This is a genomic window from Mycobacterium sp. SMC-15 (genome assembly GCF_045310925.1).
Classification (GTDB): Bacteria; Actinomycetota; Actinomycetes; order Mycobacteriales; family Mycobacteriaceae; genus Mycobacterium.
In genome coordinates, this window is the sequence record NZ_JBJIAJ010000001.1 from 294,003 (window position 1) to 312,020 (window position 18,018).

Annotated in this window: 19 protein-coding genes; 6 read left to right on the forward strand and 13 right to left on the reverse strand. The window is 67.1% G+C overall.

What is annotated here, in order from left to right:
- Window positions 1-124 precede the first annotated feature (124 nt).
- From ACJH71_RS01420 to ACJH71_RS01435, 4 genes are all read left to right on the forward strand, one after another.
- The gene (locus ACJH71_RS01420; protein ID WP_406756250.1) at window positions 125-775 is read left to right on the forward strand and encodes a TetR/AcrR family transcriptional regulator; all 651 of its coding nucleotides are present in this window, start codon (window positions 125-127) and stop codon (window positions 773-775) included.
- Window positions 776-978: 203 nt separating this feature from the next.
- Complete coding sequence (locus tag ACJH71_RS01425; protein ID WP_406756251.1) at window positions 979-1,395, forward strand: Zn-ribbon domain-containing OB-fold protein; 417 nt, start codon at window positions 979-981, stop codon at window positions 1,393-1,395.
- 13 nt (window positions 1,396-1,408) lie between these two features.
- Window positions 1,409-2,563 carry a thiolase family protein gene (locus ACJH71_RS01430; RefSeq protein WP_406756252.1) on the forward strand — a complete coding sequence of 385 codons (1,155 nt, stop codon included), beginning with the start codon at window positions 1,409-1,411 and terminating at the stop codon, window positions 2,561-2,563.
- Window positions 2,564-2,686: 123 nt separating this feature from the next.
- Entirely contained in the window at window positions 2,687-3,382 is a 696-nt protein-coding gene (locus tag ACJH71_RS01435) for a class I SAM-dependent methyltransferase (protein ID WP_406756253.1), read from the forward strand.
- A gap of 88 nt (window positions 3,383-3,470) precedes the next feature.
- On the opposite strand, the gene ACJH71_RS01440 is transcribed toward ACJH71_RS01435, so the two are convergent.
- The 8 genes from ACJH71_RS01440 to ACJH71_RS01475 all read right to left on the reverse strand — a co-directional run bounded on the left by ACJH71_RS01440 (window position 3,471) and on the right by ACJH71_RS01475 (window position 11,273).
- A complete protein-coding gene (locus tag ACJH71_RS01440; protein WP_406756254.1) occupies window positions 3,471-4,496 on the reverse strand; it encodes a CaiB/BaiF CoA transferase family protein in 1,026 nt (341 codons plus the stop codon).
- Window positions 4,497-5,450, reverse strand: a complete 954-nt coding sequence (locus tag ACJH71_RS01445; protein WP_406756255.1) for an LLM class F420-dependent oxidoreductase — start codon at window positions 5,448-5,450, stop codon at window positions 4,497-4,499.
- 2 nt (window positions 5,451-5,452) lie between these two features.
- Window positions 5,453-5,884, reverse strand: a complete 432-nt coding sequence (locus tag ACJH71_RS01450) for a cobalamin B12-binding domain-containing protein (protein ID WP_406756256.1) — start codon at window positions 5,882-5,884, stop codon at window positions 5,453-5,455.
- Window positions 5,884-7,461 carry a methylmalonyl-CoA mutase family protein gene (locus ACJH71_RS01455; protein WP_406756257.1) on the reverse strand — a complete coding sequence of 526 codons (1,578 nt, stop codon included), beginning with the start codon at window positions 7,459-7,461 and terminating at the stop codon, window positions 5,884-5,886. Before ACJH71_RS01455 ends, ACJH71_RS01450 begins: the two co-directional genes overlap by 1 nt.
- Window positions 7,462-7,531: 70 nt before the next feature.
- A complete protein-coding gene (locus ACJH71_RS01460) occupies window positions 7,532-8,317 on the reverse strand; it encodes an ABC transporter permease (RefSeq protein WP_174549759.1) in 786 nt (261 codons plus the stop codon).
- Window positions 8,318-8,389: 72 nt separating this feature from the next.
- Window positions 8,390-9,190, reverse strand: a complete 801-nt coding sequence (locus tag ACJH71_RS01465; RefSeq protein WP_105294824.1) for an ABC transporter permease — start codon at window positions 9,188-9,190, stop codon at window positions 8,390-8,392.
- Between the two features lie 128 nt (window positions 9,191-9,318).
- Entirely contained in the window at window positions 9,319-10,143 is an 825-nt protein-coding gene (locus tag ACJH71_RS01470) for an enoyl-CoA hydratase/isomerase family protein (RefSeq protein ID WP_406756258.1), read from the reverse strand.
- Window positions 10,144-10,184: 41 nt separating this feature from the next.
- Window positions 10,185-11,273 carry a phosphotransferase family protein gene (locus tag ACJH71_RS01475; protein ID WP_406756259.1) on the reverse strand — a complete coding sequence of 363 codons (1,089 nt, stop codon included), beginning with the start codon at window positions 11,271-11,273 and terminating at the stop codon, window positions 10,185-10,187.
- 120 nt (window positions 11,274-11,393) lie between these two features.
- Between ACJH71_RS01475 and ACJH71_RS01480 the strand changes: the two genes are divergently transcribed.
- Window positions 11,394-12,890, forward strand: coding sequence for an acyl-CoA carboxylase subunit beta (locus ACJH71_RS01480; RefSeq protein ID WP_406756260.1), 1,497 nt, complete (start codon window positions 11,394-11,396; stop codon window positions 12,888-12,890).
- On the forward strand, window positions 12,890-13,279 hold the full coding sequence (locus ACJH71_RS01485) for a lipocalin-like domain-containing protein (RefSeq protein ID WP_406756261.1): 390 nt from the start codon (window positions 12,890-12,892) through the stop codon (window positions 13,277-13,279). Before ACJH71_RS01480 ends, ACJH71_RS01485 begins: the two co-directional genes overlap by 1 nt.
- Here the strand turns inward: ACJH71_RS01485 and ACJH71_RS01490 are convergent.
- Genes ACJH71_RS01490 through ACJH71_RS01510 form a run of 5 tightly spaced genes read right to left on the reverse strand, consistent with a single transcriptional unit; the run spans window position 13,266 to window position 17,981 of the window.
- Entirely contained in the window at window positions 13,266-14,234 is a 969-nt protein-coding gene (locus tag ACJH71_RS01490) for an NADPH:quinone oxidoreductase family protein (protein ID WP_406756262.1), read from the reverse strand. The two genes, ACJH71_RS01485 and ACJH71_RS01490, sit on opposite strands and share 14 nt — an antisense overlap.
- Complete coding sequence (locus ACJH71_RS01495) at window positions 14,234-14,845, reverse strand: TetR/AcrR family transcriptional regulator (protein WP_406756263.1); 612 nt, start codon at window positions 14,843-14,845, stop codon at window positions 14,234-14,236. The genes ACJH71_RS01490 and ACJH71_RS01495 overlap by 1 nt, the downstream gene beginning before the upstream one ends.
- Window positions 14,842-16,140 carry an acyl-CoA dehydrogenase family protein gene (locus ACJH71_RS01500; protein WP_406756264.1) on the reverse strand — a complete coding sequence of 433 codons (1,299 nt, stop codon included), beginning with the start codon at window positions 16,138-16,140 and terminating at the stop codon, window positions 14,842-14,844. The genes ACJH71_RS01495 and ACJH71_RS01500 overlap by 4 nt, the downstream gene beginning before the upstream one ends.
- A 22-nt stretch (window positions 16,141-16,162) precedes the next feature.
- Window positions 16,163-16,924 carry an SDR family NAD(P)-dependent oxidoreductase gene (locus tag ACJH71_RS01505; RefSeq protein ID WP_406756265.1) on the reverse strand — a complete coding sequence of 254 codons (762 nt, stop codon included), beginning with the start codon at window positions 16,922-16,924 and terminating at the stop codon, window positions 16,163-16,165.
- Between the two features lies 1 nt (window position 16,925).
- Window positions 16,926-17,981 (reverse strand): phosphotransferase family protein, encoded by a 1,056-nt coding sequence (locus tag ACJH71_RS01510; RefSeq protein ID WP_406756266.1) that lies wholly within the window; start codon window positions 17,979-17,981, stop codon window positions 16,926-16,928.
- Window positions 17,982-18,018 lie beyond the last annotated feature (37 nt).

Here is an 18,018-nt window from a genome sequence, read left to right on the forward strand (position 1 = left end):
TACCGGGCAAGTTACCATCTTCGCCACCGGGATGGCAGCGCCGCGTTAGCCGACGTCAATCCGGACCTGTTCTCCGGTAGGGTGCATTCGTGTTCTCCCAAAAAGGCAACCGTTGGAGCCGCTGGTGAGTAACCCGGAAGAAGAGCCCGTCTGGAAGCAGCGGGCGGTCGAGCGGTCGATCAAGACCGCACGGTTGCGGGCCGCCCAGCGCGTTCAGCGCTTCCTGGACGCGGCCCAGGCCATCATCATCGAAAAGGGCAGCACCGACTTCACCGTCCAAGAGGTCGTCGAGCGCTCCCGGCAGTCGCTGCGCAGCTTCTACCTGCAGTTCAACGGCAAACACGAGTTGCTGCTGGCACTCTTCGAAGACGCCTTGGTGCGCACGTCCGACCAGATCCGCGCCGCCACCGACGGCCAGACCAAACCGCTGGAGCGGCTGAAAGTGGCGATCGAGCTGCTCTTCGAGCTGTCTCGACCAGACCAGTCGGCCAAGCGACCACTGTTCACCGACTTCGCGCCGCGCCTGCTGGTGTCACACCCCACCGAGGTGCGGGTGGCCTTCACCCCGCTGTTGACACTGCTCACCGAACTGATGGAGGCCGCCGACGCGGCCGGCGAGCTGCGCAAGGGCGTCAACGCCCGGCGTATGGCGGCCATGATCATGCAGACCGTCATGTTCGTGGCGCAGTCCAGTGCCGAGTCCGACGATCCGGCGGCCCACCCCATCAGCGCCGATGAAGTCTGGGACTTCTGCGCGCACGGCCTGGCCAAGTAGTCCCCCGCTTTTCTGCGCGAGCGTGCGCGTTTGCACGCGACACGCCGCGAAGAAGTGACATTCTGCGCACCCTCGCGCGCCTAGCGCAACGACCCCCAGCCCCGGACCGTCCATTCGGGCTTCCCTAGCCGTAGGCACGTATGCTCTAATCGAGAATGTGATTTCCATTTTGTGTGAGCCCGCCGCCCGGGTCGGTGTCGCCGATGCGTAAGGCCCTCGCTCCCGACGTCACCAACTGGCCCGACGAGAACGTGGCGCTGATCGGCAGCCAGTGCGCGGATTGCCAGGCGACGGTGTGGCCGCGCCAGGATCACTGCCCGCGATGCAGCGGCCCGCAGATGCAGGATCTGTTGCTGCCGCGCCAGGGCACCTTGGAAGCCTGGACCACGCAGGGCTTCGTCCCGAAGCTGCCCTACGCCGGCGGCGAGACCGCCGAGGGCTTCACCCCCTACGGGGTCGGGCTGGTCCGACTCGGCGATGTCGTCCAGGTCGAGGCTCGCCTGACCGAATCCGACCCCGCCAAGCTGAAATTCGGCATGCCCGTCGAACTGACCATGGTGCCGTTCTATGTCGAGGACGACGGGACCGAGATTCTCACCTGGGCATTCCAGCCCGTCTAAGGAGACCTGGAACATGACGGTAGCGAACAACGACGTCGCGATCATCGGTGTCGGGCTGCACCCCTTCGGCCGATTCGACAAGTCCGCAATGCAGATGGGCGCCGAGGCCATCCACCTGGCCCTGGCCGACGCCGGGGCGCAGTGGAAGGACATCCAATTCGGAGTCGGCGGCAGCTATGAGATCTCCAACCCCGACGCGGTGACACGACTGGTCGGCCTGACCGGCATCCCGTTCACCAACGTGTTCAACGCCTGCGCCACCGCGGCCACCGCCACCCAGGTCTGCGCCGACAACATCCGCTCCGGCAAGTACGACATCGGCATCGCGATCGGCATGGACAAGCACCCGCGCGGCGCGTTCACCGACGACCCGGCCAAGCTGGCGCTGCCGGCCTGGTACGCCGAGAACGGCCAGTTCGTCACCACCAAGTTCTTCGGCATGAAGGCCAACCGCTACCTGCACGACCACGGCATCTCGGCGCGCACGCTGGCCAAGGTCGCCGCCAAGAACTTCCGTAACGGTGCGTTGAACCCCAACGCATTTCGGCGCAAGCCGATGTCCGAGGACGCCATCCTGGACTCGGCAGTGCTGAACTATCCCCTCACCCAGTACATGTTCTGCGCCCCCGACGAAGGTGCGGCCGCGGTGGTCATGTGCCGCGCCGACATCGCACACCGCTTCAGCGGGAAGCCGGTCTATCTGCAGGCCACCGAGATCCGCACCCGCACTTACGGCGCCTACGAGGTGCATGGGACCTCGGCTCCGATAGAAGAGGACGTGGCGCCGACGGTCTACGCCGCCCGCGCCGCGTTCGAGAAGGCCGGCGTGACGCCGGAAGACGTCGATGTGGTCCAGTTGCAGGACACCGATGCCGGCGCCGAGGTCATCCACATGGCCGAGTGCGGCTTCTGCGCCGATGGCGACCAGGAGAAGCTGCTCGCCGACGGGGCGACCGAGATCAGCGGGTCACTACCGGTCAACACCGACGGCGGACTGATCGCCAACGGCGAACCGATCGGCGCCTCGGGCCTGCGTCAGCTGCACGAACTGGTGCTGCAGCTGCGCGGCCAGGCCGGTGAGCGCCAGGTGCCCGGGGGCCCGAAGGTGGGGTTCGCCCAGGTTTACGGCGCGCCGGGCACGGCGTCGGCCTCGATCGTCACGGTCTGAGCCGGGCCCCTTCGCGGGAGTCCGCGCACGCCTGCGGCCAGATATCGGCCTTTCGAACCACCTCGACCTGTACTACTTTCCGTAGTAGGTGCGGCGTCCTGATCATTACGGGAGGTGGATGGCGTGGCGACAACGGACATTGCCGCAAAGTACTCACCGTCGATGTCGCGGTTCTACGACAGAATCGTTGCCGACGCGGTGCTCACGGCCGTATCACCGCTGGTGAGCCGCGTCCGAAAAGCGGTCGTCGATGGCAGTTCCGTTCTCGAAATCGGCTGCGGTGGAGGACAGTTCGCCCTTGCGCTGATTGAACAGCATCCGGGTATCAGCGTCACCGGCATCGATCTGTCTGCTGAGCAGGTCGCCCGAGCAACCGCCCGAGCCAAAGCCCTACCTTCCAGGGACTCGCAGCGAGTTCGTTTTCAGATGGCCTCCGCATCGGATATTCCCTTCGCCGAAGGCAGCTTTGAATCAGTTGTCAGCATCGCGTCGATCAAGCACTGGCCCGAACGCGACAAGGGCATCAACGAGATGGTCCGTGTTCTGAAGAATGGCGGGCTACTTCTCATCGCCGAAGTTGACCGGGGGTGCCATCTTGATGATGCGAGAAGGTTCGTACGCGACGTTCATCTGCCTGCACCCATGCGCCTGCCGTATCTATGGATGTTTCGGACCTACGTTGCCGGTCAAGGACTCGACCTCGATGAGGCGCGCACGGCCATCGCCGGCCAACCCCTCGTCGATGCCGCCGTGCACCGGATCCCCGGAACACCATTCCTCCTGATGAGCGGGACAAAGCGGGAAACAGCCACGATCTGAAACGGTCTCAGTTCACCTGTCGAAGGCCAGCTGACCCGGGACGTGTCTCGCACCTGAGGTTGCCGAAACCGCGCGGCTGCCCCGCGGGTCAGTCCTCCAGCATCGGCGGCGGCCGGTAGGCCGGCTGGTAGCCCGCGATCCGGATCGGGCTGCCGATCAGCCGGAACTCCCCTGCGGTGACGATCATTTCGGGATGTTCCTTCAACGCCTCGGGCAGTGTGCGAACCGCGGCCGCCGGAATGCCCAGGGGACGCAGCCGCGCCTCCCAGCCGGCCGCGGTGTCGCCGGCAAGCGCGGCGGTGACCACCGCGAGCACCTCGTCACGGCGGACGGCGCGCTCGGCCATCGTCGTGAAACCGTCGATACCCGCTTCGGTGGCGAACGACTTCCAGAACCCATCATGGGTGACGAACAACGCCAGATATCCCTGTGCGGTCGGGAATAACTGTGCCGGAACGTAATACGAATGCGCGCCGTGCGGATGCCGTTGGGGTTCGACCCCGTCGTTGAGGTAGGCCGAGGCACGGTAGTTCAGTTGCGACAGCATCACATCCAGCAATGACACCTCCACCTGCCCGCCACGACCGCTGACGATCTGCGCCAGCAGGCCCAACGCCGCCGTCAGCCCGGTGGAGTTGTCCGCCGAGGAGTAGCCCGGCAGGGTCGGCGGCGCATCCGGGTCCCCGGTCATCGCGGCGATCCCGGTGGCTGCCTGAATCACGTAGTCGAAGGCCGGTTCGTCACCGCCGTCCAGGCCGAAACCGGTCAGCGCGACGCAGACGATCCGCGAATTGAAGCGTGACAGGGCGTCATAGGTCAGCCCCAGTCGCTTGATCACCGAGGGCTTCATATTCACCAGCAGCGCATGGGAATCGGCAACAAGCTCGCCCAACGCGGCCTGTCCGGCCTCCGATGCCAGATCCAGCTGGACGCTGGTCTTGTTGCGGTTGAGGCTGGCGAAGTAGCTCGGGCCCACCTGCCGGGAGATCTCCCCGCCCGGCGGCTCGATCTTGATGACCTCGGCGCCGAGGTCGGCCAGCAGCATGGTGGCGTACGGGCCGGCCAGCATCACCCCCACTTCGAGGATGCGGATCCCCGCGAGCGGTCCGCTCACCTAAACCGCCTTGACGAGTTCGGCGATCACCTCGCGGGTGCGGTACTTGGAGGCGATCAGTTCGTCGCGGTTGTCCCCGATCGGCAGCAGCCGCACCGACAGATCGGTCACCCCGGCGTCGGCGAACTGCTTGAACCGCTTCAGGATCGATTCCTCGTCGCCAGCTGCGCACAGGTCGCCGACATTACGGGCCGAACCGCGGTCCAGCAGCCGCTGATAGTTGGGCGAAGTCTCCGCCTCGGCCAGGATCCGGTTGGCGCGTTCCTTGGCGGCCTCGATCTCGGAGTTGGCGCACAGGGTGACCGGGATGCCGGCGACAATGCGCGGCTGCGGCTTGCCCGCATCGGCCGCGGCCTTGTTGATCTTGGGCGCGATGTGCTCGGCGATCGCCTTCTCATCGGCCATCCACAGCGACGTGCCATCGGCATGCTCGCCGGCGATCTGCAACATCACCGGGCCCAGCGCGGCCACCAGCACCGGCATCTTGGTGTCGGCACCGAGCGCGGTCGGGCTGTGCACGGTGAAGTGGTCGTTCTCGACGTCCACCGGTCCCGGGCCGGCGACGGCCGCATTCAGCACCTGCAGGTAGTCCCGGGTGTAAGCGGCCGGTTTGTCATAGGGCAGGCCGAGCATGTCCCGGATGATCCAGTGGTGCGAGGGCCCGACGCCCAACGCCAGCCGGCCGCCAGAGATGGCGTGCACCGAAAGTGCTTGACGAGCAAGTGCAATCGGGTGCTGAGCCTGCAAAGGCACCACGGCGGTGCCGAGCTCGATGCGGGTGCTGTGCGAGGCCATCAGCGCCACCATGGTCAGCAGGTCGAAATCATCGGGTACCTGCGGCATCCACGCGGTGGACAGCCCCGCCGAATCAGCCCATTCGATATCAGAGATCAGTTTGGCGACCTTGCGCGCCATATCGCCGCGTTCGGCGCCGATCATCACCCCAAGTCGCATGCCTACAACGCCTCCGCCTTCGAAACCACCTCGCGCACCCCGGTCACCAGATCGTCCAGCGATGTTCCGGTGGGAAACACCGCCGCCGCACCGGCTTCCAGCAGCTTGGGTACGTCGCCCTGCGGGATGGTGCCGCCGACCACGACGGCGATGTCCCCGCCGTCCGCGGCACGCAACGCCTCGACGATGCGGGCCGTCAGCGCGACGTGCGCACCGGACAGGATGCTCAAGCCCACCACCGCGACGTCCTCCTGCAGGGCGACCGCGACGATGTCCTCGACCTTTTGCCGGATGCCGGTGTAGATGACCTCGAAGCCGGCGTCACGCAGCGTGCGGGCGACGATCTTGGCCCCGCGATCGTGGCCGTCGAGACCGGGTTTGGCGACCAGGACCCGGGCCGGGACGGCTGCGGAGGGAGAAAGCGACGAAGTCATCAGTACACCACCGGTTGCTGGAATTCGCCCCAGACGTCCTTGAGCGCCGAGACCATCTCGCCGACCGTGCAGTAGGCGTTGGCGCAGTCGATCAGGGGATGCATGAGGTTGACGTCGCCCTCGGCCGCACGCGCCAGCGCTGCGAGCTTGGCGGCGACGTCATCCGCGTTGCGCTCGGCCTTGACCCGCGCCAGCCGCTTGAGCTGGACGTCGCGGCCTTCGGCGTCCAGCTCGTAGGTGGCGATCTCCGGTGCCGGCTCATCGGATGTGAACTTGTTGACGCCGACGACCGGCCTTGTGCCCGACTCGATCTCGTGGTGGATCTTGAACGCCTCGTCGGCGATCAGGCCCTGCAGGTAGCCGTCTTCGATGGCACGGACCATGCCGCCGTGGTTCTCCAGGTCGGCCATGATCTCGATGATGCGTTCTTCGGTGGCGTCGGTGAGCGCCTCGACGAAGTAGGAGCCGCCGAGTGGATCGGCCACCCGGGCCACCCCGGTCTCGTAGGCCAGGATCTGTTGGGTGCGCAGGGCCAGCGTCGCGGATTCCTCGCTGGGCAGAGCGAACGGCTCGTCCCAGGCGGCGGTGAACATCGACTGGACCCCGCCGAGCACCGCGGCCATCGACTCATACGCCACCCGAACCAGGTTGTTCTGAGCCTGCGGGGCGAACAGTGACGCACCGCCGGCCACACAGCCGAAGCGGAACATCGACGCCTTGTCGGCCTGCGCGCCGTAGCGTTCCCGCACGATCGTGGCCCACCGGCGGCGGCCGGCCCGGTACTTCGCGATCTCCTCGAAGAAGTCGCCGTGGGTGTAGAAGAAGAACGAGACCTGCGGGGCGAACTGCTCGATACTCATCCGGCCGCGCTGCACGACGGTGTCGCAGTAAGTGACGCCGTCGGCCAGCGTGAACGCCATCTCCTGCACCGCGTTGGCGCCCGCATCACGAAAGTGCGCGCCGGCCACCGAGATCGCGTTGAACCGGGGCACTTCGGCGGCGCAGAATTCGATGGTGTCGGCGATCAGCCGCAGCGACGGTTCGGGCGGCCATATCCAGGTGCCGCGCGACGCGTACTCCTTGAGGATGTCGTTCTGGATGGTGCCGGTGAGCTTGGCCCGCGGCACCCCGGAACGTTCGGCGGCCGCCACGTAGAACGCCAGCAGGATGGCGGCGGTGCCGTTGATGGTGAAGCTGGTGCTGATCTTGTCCAGCGGGATGGAGTCGAACAGGATCTCGGCATCGGCCAGGGTGTCGACCGCGACGCCGACCCGGCCGACCTCCTCGCCGACCTCGGGGTCATCGGAGTCGTAGCCGCACTGGGTCGGCAGGTCCAGCGCCACCGACAGCCCGGTGCCGCCCTGGCTCAGCAGGTACTGGTAACGCCGGTTGGACTCCTCGGCGGTCCCGAAGCCGGAGTACTGACGGAAGGTCCACAGCCGTCCGCGGTAGCCGGACTCGAAGTTTCCGCGGGTGAAGGGATACGTGCCGGGCGCCGGCGGCTCTTCGCGCCGGTCGTCCGGGCCGTACACCGGTTTCAGCGGGATCCCTGAGGAGGTCTGCACTGGGTCGCTCATCGATGGATACGGTACTTGCAAAAAATGAGAATGCCAATACCACTACCGCGACGTGCGCGAATGCCGGTTGCTACCCGGCCAGGTTGAAGTTGCCGCTGGCCCCGTAGACCGACAGTGAGACCAACAACGTCACCGAGACGACGACGATCAGCGAGGTCCGCACCGCGTTGCCCACCGCGACACCGACCCCGGCCGGACCGCCGGCGGCGAAATAGCCGAAGTAGGTATGGATCAACAAGATGGTGATCGCCATCAAGAAGGCCTGCAGGAACGACCACAGCAGGTCGATGGGGTTGAGGAAGGTGCGGAAATAGTGGTCGTAGAGTCCGGCCGACTGCCCGAACAAGAAGACGGTGGTGAAGCGACTGGCCACGAACGACAGGATCACCGCGATGGCATACAGCGGAACGATCGCGACCAGCCCGGCGACGATGCGGGTGCTGACCAGGTAGGCGATCGGGCGGATGGCCATCGATTCCAGCGCGTCGATCTCCTCGTTGATGCGCATGGCCCCCAGCTGCGCGGTGACCCCGGCACCGAAGGTGGCGGCCAGGCCGATCCCGGCGACCACCGGCGCCGAGATCCGCACGTTGATGAACGCCGCCAGGAATCCGGTCAAAGCCTCGATGCCGATGTTGCCCAGCGAGCTGTATCCCTGCACCGCCAAGGTGCCGCCGGCCGCCAGTGTCAGGAAGCCGACGATCACCACGGTCCCGCCGATCATCGCCAGGGTCCCGGTGCCCATGCTGATCTCGGCGATCAGCCGGATGACCTCGCGGCGGTAATGCGCGAACGCGAACGGCGTGGTGGCGATCGCCTTGCCGTAGAACAGCGTGTGGTCGCCGATGCGCCCCATCGCGGCGATCGGTCGCCGGAGTTGCCGGGTGACACCGGGATAGACGGCCGCCAGGGCACGAAGCGCCACGGCTCAGCGCGCCGTCATCTTGATGCCGATCGCGGTGACCACCACGTTGACCACGAACAGCGACATGAACGCGTACACGACGGTCTCGTTCACCGCGTTGCCGACGGCCTTGGCGCCACCGCCGGAGATCGTCAGGCCGCGGTAGCAGGCGACCATTCCGGCGATCAATCCGAACAGCGCCGCCTTGACGCAGGAGATGACCAGTTCGGGCACCCCGGTCAGCAGGGTGATCCCGGCCGCGAATGCACCCGGGTTGACGTCTTGCACGAAGACCGAGAAGACGTAGCCGCCGAGAATGCCGATGATCACCACGAGACTGTTGAGCAGCAGCGCCACCAGCCCGGCGGCGAGCATCCGCGGCGTCACCAGCCGCTGCACCGGGTTGATGCCCAAGACCTCCATGGCGTCGATCTCTTCGCGAATCGTGCGTGACCCCAGGTCGGCACACATCGCGGTGGCACCGGCTCCGGCCACGATCAGCACCGTCACCATCGGTCCGACCTGGGTCACGGCACCGAACGCCGCGCCGGCCCCGGACAGGTCGGCAGCACCGAGCTCGCGCAGCAGGATGTTGAGAATGAAGCTGACCAGGACCGTGAACGGAATGGCCACCAGCAACGTCGGCGCCAGCGAGACGCGCGCGACGAACCAGGACTGCTCGATGAATTCCCGGGCCTGGAACGGACGTTTGAACAAGAACCTGACGGCGTCCACCGACATGGTGAAGAGCCCGCCGACCGCCTCCATCGGCCCCGCCAGGCGAACCATCGCCGATTCCGGGGACCAGCGGATCAGGTCCTTCATCCCCATGGGGCAGGCTCCTCCGAACGGGCGTTAACGATGCGTGTGGATACTATCCGATTGGCAGATTGTGCGATACCAGCTTCTAATTTTTGTGCACACCCATTCTCGATTTAGAGCATGGAATTCATCTATAATCGTCCGTCGATCCTCAGCTCGGGATGCACCCACGCCGGTGACCTGCGCTCTTTGAAGGCGCGGAACCCTTCGACGGCCTCCGGCGCACCGAGGCTGGTGTTCATCCCGATCCGGTCGAACAGGCCGAGGTAGGAATCCAGGCTGGACTTGACCACTGCACGGGCGGCCGGCGCGGTGCGGCAGCACTGCGCCAGCACGTCGCGCGCGGCATCAGCCAGTTCCTCGTGCGGAACCACACGTGCCACCATGCCCCAATCGAGGGCTTCCTGCGCGCCGAAGGTGCGGCCGGTGAACATCAGGTCGCGGGTTCGCACGGGCCCGATCACTCGCGCCAGCATCTGGCTGTAGTAGGTGTCGGCGATGCCGCGGAACAGCTCGGGCACCCGGAAGGTGGCCCGGTCGCTGACCACGGCCACGTCACTGCAGAGCGCGATCTGTAGCCCGCCGCCCTGACACAGCCCGTTGACCGCGGAGACCACCGGCTTGACCGAACTGCGCAGGGTGTCGAACGGGGTGATGTCCATGCCCAGCGCGGCCCCGAACGTGAGCCAGTCATCTGCGCCTCCGCCGCCCATGTCCCCGCCGGGGGCGAATACGTCTGCGGTGCCGGTGATCAACAACCCGGCCAGCTCCGGATCCTGATTGACCCGGCCCACCGCATAGCGCAGGCCGAAGTACATGGCCGGCGTCATCGCATTGCGGGCCTCGGGGCGATCCAGGGTGCAGACCGCGATCGGACCCTCACGCCGAAACGTCAGGTACGGCGTTCCCAGCCAGTCCCCCTCTGGCGGTCGCGGCCCCTGCGCGTGAGCATCCATCAGACCCCCACCTCTCCTTCTTCGGCGCGGACGATCAAGGCTCAGCCGGCCAGCTCGCCCACCAGCTCCAGCGTGCCCAGATCGCGGATGGCCTGGCACCCGCGGCGCAGCATCGTGACGAACATGTCGTCGCCGCGGTCGGTGTCGGTTGCGAACACCAACCCGAGCGCGCAGATCAGCGGCACCTGCAGCGCGCCGAACCGGTAGTCCTGCCAACAGGTTTCCCGGTCATAATCGCTGACGCCGTGGCCCAGCAGCGCGCTGTGATAGGCGGTGACCAGGTCGGCTTCGATTGCTTTGCGCAGCTCGGGCGCCAAGCTGGTGCCGGTGAAGAACGCCAGGTCGCGGGCCGGCAGTCCAACACCCAGCGTCTGCCAATCGACCACCCAGATGTGGTCGCCGTCGGGACTGAACAGCATGTTGTCCAGCCGGTAGTCGCCGTGGATCAACGCGAACCGGCCCAGCGGCGCCGACACCCACGGGGTGATCAGGTCCAGCGCAGCGGTCAACGTCGCGCAGTCGGCGTCGCCGAGCTGGGCGCCAAGGCGCTCAACGGTGGTCTCGGCGCACATCCGGGCGATGTCACCCATGCCCTTGGCGCCGGCCTCGTCCAGCTGGGTCATGGCCAGGCCGGGGAAGGTCAGCCAGCGCTGGTCGCACCAGGTGGGCGCGTGCAGCCCGGCCAGGGCGGTCACCGCCAGCCGGGCCTGGCCCTCACCGCACCCCGCGATCTGATCGCCCTGTACCGCGGGCGCCCGATCGGAGAGCAGCAGGGCGTACTCGGTTGCGTCATCGGTGATTTCGCAGTGGAAGCACTGCGGTATCGGAATCTTGACGCCGTCGGCCACCTCACCGTAGAAGGCGCACTCGCTGCGATAGCCCAGGACCACGCGATCGCGGACGGCGTCGTCGCCGGCCGGCAGCTTGATCACGAAGCTGGCCGGCAGGTCGGCCGGGTTGTCGGCATAGCGAGCCGCCACCCGATAGGTGGCCCCCGTCTGGCCGGTGCCGACCGGGGTGACGTCGACCGCGGCCACCTCGACGGGCTCGCCCCGGGCGCTCAACACGGCCGACAGCCACTGACTGGTCACGTCCCGCGGATGCCGGGGTATCGACGTCTGCGTGGTCACCGGGCACGCTCCCGCGCAAGGGAACTCATAGCCGAAGTCTCTCCGGACAGCCGCTTCCAGCCATGCCGCGAGACGTTACAGTAAGAATTTCAGTATGGTCAACGAAAGAGGACGCCGCAGATGACGAACGCCCCGGACTGGCAGGAGACACTGGAGGATCTGGATCGACGGCGCCAGCACACGTGGGCCATGGGCGGCCCCGAGCGGGTGGCCAAACACCGCGGCAAGGGCAAGCTCGACGCGCGCGCCCGGATCGGGCACCTGCTGGACCCGGGCAGCTTCCGCGAACTGGGCACCATGGTGGGCGGGCAGATCGCCGCCGACGGCATCGTGGTCGGCTCGGGGCTGATCAACGGCTCCCCGGTGATGGTGGGCGCCGAGGATTTCACCACGCTGGCGGGCAGCATCGGCCCCGGCGGCAACGCCAAGCGCTACCGGATCGCCGAGCTGGCGCTGCGCGACAAGATCCCGCTGGTAATGCTGTTGGAGGGCGCCGGATTCCGCCCCACCGGTGAGCATTACGGGCGCACCCCGACCGACCTGCTGGCCCAGGCGCAATGCTCGGGCAAGGTACCGACCGTCGCCGCGATAATGGGTCCCTCGGCCGGGCATGGCGCGCTGGTCGGCCCGGTCTGCGACTTCCGGATCATGAGCCCGCACGGCGCGATCTTCACCGCCGGCCCGCCGGTGGTCAAGGAGTCCACCGGCGAAGACATCTCCAAGGAGGACCTGGGCGGTCCCGAGGTCGCGCTGAACAGCGGTGTGGTGCACAACTTCGGCGCCGACGACGAGACCGTGCTCGACGACATCCGCCGGTATCTGTCCTACTTCCCGTCCAGTGCATGGTCCTACCCCACGGCGCTGCCGTCGGACCCTGCCGCGCAATCGCGGACTACTCCCGAACTGCTCGACATCGTGTCGCGGGACAACCGACGTGTCTACGACATGCGGTCGGTGCTCGACGTCATCTTCGACCGGCCCGACTGGTTCGAAGTGCAGCCGCGGTTCGGTCGGGCGATCATCTGCGCGCTGGCCCATCTGGGTGGCCACCCGGTGGCCGTGGTGGCCAACCAGCCGCAGGTGCTGGCCGGCTCGATCGACACCGACGCCGCGGACAAGGCGGCGCACTTCATCATGGTGGCCGATTCGTTCCACCTGCCGATCGTGTTCTTAGCCGACAATCCCGGCATGCTGCCGGGCAGCCGCTCCGAGCGTGCCGGGGTGTTGCGGGCCGGTGCCCGGATGTTCGCTGCACAGACCGCGGCCAGCACGCTCAAGCTTCATCTGACGCTGCGCAAGGCCTATGGCTTCGGTTCCATGGTGATGTCGCTGCTGGGGTTCGATGCTCAGGTGGCGACGTTCGCCTATCCCGGGGCGACGATGGGGGCGATGAGCGCGGCCGCGCTCAGCTCGGCCACCCATGCCGGGGAGGATCTGTCCGCCAAGCTGCGTGAGACCGAACTGCAGGCGTCGTATCACTCCGCCCAGCAGCTCGGCTTCGACGAGCTCATCGATCCCCGCGAGACCCGCGATGCGCTGCTGTGTGCCCTGCAGCGCGGGCTACGTAGCCGCCAGGCCGCCGCCGAGCCGGTGACCCGAACCGTCATCATGCCCTGATGAGCACTCTGCGCGAAGCACTGCTGGGCGGCTGGGAGCTGTCGTCGTTTGATTCGGTCGACGCCGACACCGGCGCGGTGTCACACCCGTTGGGTACGGCGCCGCGCGGTCTGATCCTCTACACCGCCGACGGGTATATGTCCGCGCAGCTGACCGGCAGCGCGGACGCCGTGCTGCCCGCCTACATCGCCTACGGTGGCCGCTTCCGCGTCGACGAGGACACCGCGACCGTGCATCACGAAGTCAGCGTCTCGATGCTGCCGGAGCTGCTGGCGAGCCCGCAACCGCGGCAGGCACGCGTGGACGGCGACCGGCTGACGCTGTCGGCGACGACCACCAACGATGGTGTGACGACGCTCAACACCTTGGTCTGGGTCAGACGTCGATGATGACCTTGCCGATCGCTTTGCGGTCGGCGACGTAGCGCAGCGCGGTTGCGGTCTGCGCGAGCGGGAAGCGGGCGCCGATGTAAGGGCTGACCTTGCCGTCGGCGAACAGCCGGTTCAGTTCGACGAGGTCACGCTCGTTCTCCGCCGGAAAGTCGGTGGCGAACGTCCGGATCTCCATGCCCTGCACCGTGATGCCCTTGAGCATCACCAGATTCAGCGGAATCGCCGGAATCGAGCCGGCGGCGTAGCCCAAGGTGATGAACCGTCCGCCGCGGGCCAGGCTGCGCAACGCCGGCTCGGCGTAGGAACCGCCGACCGGGTCGAGCACGGCCTGCGCGCCGTCGCCGGTGATTTCGCGGATCCGCGTCTTCAGGTCCTCCCGGTCGTAGTCGACCGTCGCGGCAGCACCGCGCTGACGACACACCTCTAGCTTCTCCGGGCTGGAGGCCGCGGCAAGCACCTTCGCACCCATCGCCACTGCCAGGTCGACGGCGGCCAGCCCGACTCCGCCGGCCGCGCCCAGCACCACCACCCAATCGCCTTCTGCCACTTGGGCAACCGAGCGCAGTGCGTGATACGCCGTGCGATAGGTGACGCCGAATCCGGCCGCGGCCGCGTAGTCGATGCCGTCGGGAATGGCACTCACCGCTGCCGCGGGCACCAGCGCCTGCTCGGCGAAGCCACCCACGAATGAGGCGCCGGCCACCCGGTCGCCGACAGCGAACGGCACCCCGTCACCGACTGCGATCACGTCACCGGCCAGCTCGCTGCCGGGCGTGAACGGCGCCGGGATCTTCAGCTGATACTTGCCGTCGATCAGCAGCACGTCGGGGAAGTTGACCGCCGCGGCCCGCACCCGGACCACCAGCGTGCCGGGGCCGGGCGTCGGGTCGGGCAGCTCCTTGAGCACCAGATCTTCGGGCGGGCCGTACTGCTCGCAGACGATCGCGCGCATCAGACGGCCCCCAGACCGCGAAGACAGAACGACACCAGGTGATCCACATCGGCCCGCTTCGGTCGCCGGCCGGCATTGAGGTAGCCACGCATGGTCGACAAGGTAGCGCCAAAGACCAGATCGGCATCCCGGCGGGGGTCGTCGCCGCCGAGCTCGCTGATCGGGGCGGTGAGCAGATCCCGCAGCGGGGCCAGGATGTCCTCATCGGAGCGCGGACGGTCGGCACTGACCGCCAGCTGGGTGCTTGCGGCGCGGCTCAGGCTCAGCAGGTGCGGGTCGGAGAGCTGCGCCAGCGCGCCCCGGATCCAGCTCGCGACCTTGGCTTGCGGCGTGGGTTCCTTGGCCAGTTGATGCTCCAGGTAGGACACCACGAGTGCGACGCCGCGCTCCATCACCGCCAGGATCACGTCGTCCTTGCCGGCGAAGTAGCGGTAGAACGCCTTGTTCGACGAGCCCGCCTCGGCGACGATGTCACATACCCGGGGCGGCTCGGGCGCCGTGCGTTCCAAGACCGTTACCGCTGCGGCCAGGATCCGCTCCACCTCGGCGGTGGCCTCGCGCTGGCGGTCGTCGAGCGCACGGTGCACCGCGGCGTCGACACGTGTGGTCATGGCACCGCCGGGATCCGGTCAATCAGGTCGCCGTACTTCGCGCGGGCGGCCTCGATGCGGTTGTCCAGGAACTCGCTGGGCCACTCCGGGTCCTCGGCGTCGTAGTCCTTGAGCAGCAACCGGGCCAAGTTCACCTTGTGCGCCTCGGTGGGGCCGTCGGCCAGGCCCAGGGCCACCCCGCCAAGGAGCACACTGGTCAGCGGTAGCTGTTCGGTCAGACCCATCGCACCGTGCACCTGGATGGCGCGCAATCCGATGGACTTGAGCACCTGCGACGCCAGGATCTTGCAGACCCCGATCTCGGCACGGGCCGTCTTCTCGTCTCCGGAGTCGATCAGCCAAGCCGCGTGCAGCACCGTGAGCCGGAACCCGAGCAGCTCGGCGTAGGAGTCGGCGATGAACGCCTGCACCAGCTGCTTGTCGGCCAACGAACTGCCCTGGGTGAAGCGACTTTTGGCGCGCCGGGCCATCATATCGATGGCACGTTGGGCCACCCCGATCGAGCGCATGGCGTGATGCAGCCGTCCGCCGGCCAGCCGGCTCTGCAGGATCAGGAAGCCTTGACCGGGCTCGCCCAGAATCGCGTCGGCCGGGACCCGCACATTGTCGTAGCGCACCAGCGAGTGCCCGGCTTCGTGGGGATGCGACCCCACCAGATGATGGGTGGCTTCGACGACCAGCCCCGGGGTGCCGGCGGGGATCAAGAACGTCGAGGCACCGCGGTGCACCGGCACATCTGGGTCCGTGATTGCCACCACGATGAAGAACGACGCCACCGAGGCATTGGAGGAGAAGTACTTGCGCCCGGTGATCACCCAGTCGTCACCGTCGCGGACGGCCCTGGTGGTGAACACCCGCGGGTCGGCGCCGCCCTGCGGCTCGGTCATGGAGAAGCAGGAGAAGATCTCCCCCGACAGCAACCCGGTCAGATAGCTGTCCTTCTGCTCTTTCGTGCCGAACCGGGCCAGGATCTCGGCGTTGCCGGTGTCGGGGGCCTGGGTACCGAACACGATCGGCGCCCAGCTGGAGCGGCCCAGGATCTCGTTGATCAGGGTCAGCTTGACTGCCCCGAATCCCTGGCCGCCCAACTCCGGCCCCAGATGCGGTGCCCACAAGCCCTGTTCGCGTACCCGGTCCTTGAGCGGGTCGACGATCTGGCGACGTTCGTCGGTCAGCGGCAGGTATTCGCAGCCGGGAAACAGCACCTCCAGCGGCTCCACCTCGTCGTGTACGAACGCCCGGATCCAGTCGAGCTTCGCCTCGAACTCGGGTTCAGTGGAGAAGTCCCACGCCATTTTTCGCTCCTATCACGGTAGGTCAGACACTGCCGCCGTCGGCCCGCACGATCGATCCGGTGGTGAAGCTTGAGGCCTCCGACATCAAAAAGAGTGCCGCGCCGACGATCTCCGGTGGATTGCCGGCGCGCTGCAATGCGGCGGCGCCGAACGGGTTGTCGGCTTCTCCGAAGTTCCATGCCTTGGAGATATCGGTGAGGAACGGTCCGGGCATCAAGGTGTTGACGCGCACCGTGGGGCCGTATGCCTGGGCCAGCGCTTCGGTCATGACGTTGAGTCCGGCCTTGGACGCGGCGTAGGGGATGAACGACGGATGGGGGCGCAGCGATCCGTGGGTGCTGACGTTGATGATCGAGCCACGGCCCGCGGCCACCATCCGTTCACCGATCAACGCCGACAACCGAAATGGGCCTTTGAGGTTGAGGTTGACCACGGCGTCGAACATCTTCTCGGTGACGTCGGTCTGCTTACCGTAGACCGGCGACATACCCGCGTTGTTGACCAGTACGTCGACCCGGCCGAACCGCTCGTAGGCCGCGTCGACCAAGCCGTCGAGCTGATCCCAGCGCCCGACGTGCACCGCATGCGGCAGGGCAGAGCGTCCGGTCTCCGCCTCGATCTCGGCCGCGGTTGCCTGGCAGGCCTCGAGTTTGCGGCTGGCGATCACCACATCGGCGCCGCAGCGGGCGGCCGCCAGCGCCATCTCACGTCCCAGGCCGCGGCTGCCGCCGGTGACCAGCACGACCCGATCGGTCAGGTCGAAGAGCGAATCCGCGTAACCCATGTCAGCCTCGCTTGCCCGGCAGAGAACGGGCGAGTTCGGCTGCGGCGCTGATCAACTGCGGGATCATCGGCCCCATGGCAGCGGCGATCTTCGGATCGACGCGGTCGCCGGTGACCGAAGCAGCGTAGGTCTTCTCCAGCACGATTCCCAACTTCCAATTGGCCAGCACCAGGTAATAGTCGATGTTCTCGGTGGACAGTCCGCTGACCTGCTCGTAGCGTTCCAGCAACTCCGATCGGGTCGGCATACCCGCAAGGTCGGCGTAATACCCTTGGGTGCGCGGGTTTTCGCCGTCGTAGCCGAGCAGAGCCCAGGCCAGGTCCAGCAGTGGATCGCCGATGGTTGTCATCTCCCAGTCGATGATCGCGACCAGTTTCGCGGGGGCGCCGTGGGCGTACATCACATTGGCGAACTGATAGTCGCCGTGCATGATTCCCGGCGTGTAGTGCGCCGGCCGGTTACGGCGAAGCCAGTCGGCGGCCTCGTCCAGGCCCGGCAGGTCCCGCACCCGATAGCTGTCCAAAAAGGCCAGCCAGCGGTCCACCTGGCGCTCATGGAAGCCGTCCGGGCGCCCGAACCCGTCGAGTCCCTGCGCGCGCCAGTCCACCCGACCAAGTCGGGCGGCGCCCTCAACCAGCTCGAAGGCCAGGCCACGGCGAGTACTCGGATCGGCGTCGAATGGCGCGGGCCAGGCGTTGCCGGTCGAGTTCCAGCCGTCCACCTCGGCCATCACGTAGAACGGTGCGCCGAGCAGCTCGCCGCTGTCGTCGGCGGCGATCAACTGCGCGTGCGGGACGTCGGTTCCCGCCAGCGCCCGTACCAGCCGGATCTCGCGCCGCAGTCCATCGATGCGGGCGGAATCCGCCCGGGCGCCGGGCATCCGCAGCACCATTGTGGCCTCGCCCCGGCGCACCCGGTACAGCGTGTTCTGCGAGCCGCCGCTGAGCGGTTCCAACACTGCTTGTTCGCCCTGACCAGGAGTATCGGGGGCACCATGGGCGTCGAGCCATCGCGCCAATAGGGCGCTGTCGAGCAGTGCCGCCTGTCCCTGCGCCATCGCATGCACCTCGCAATCTCTAGATGGAGAATAGCGT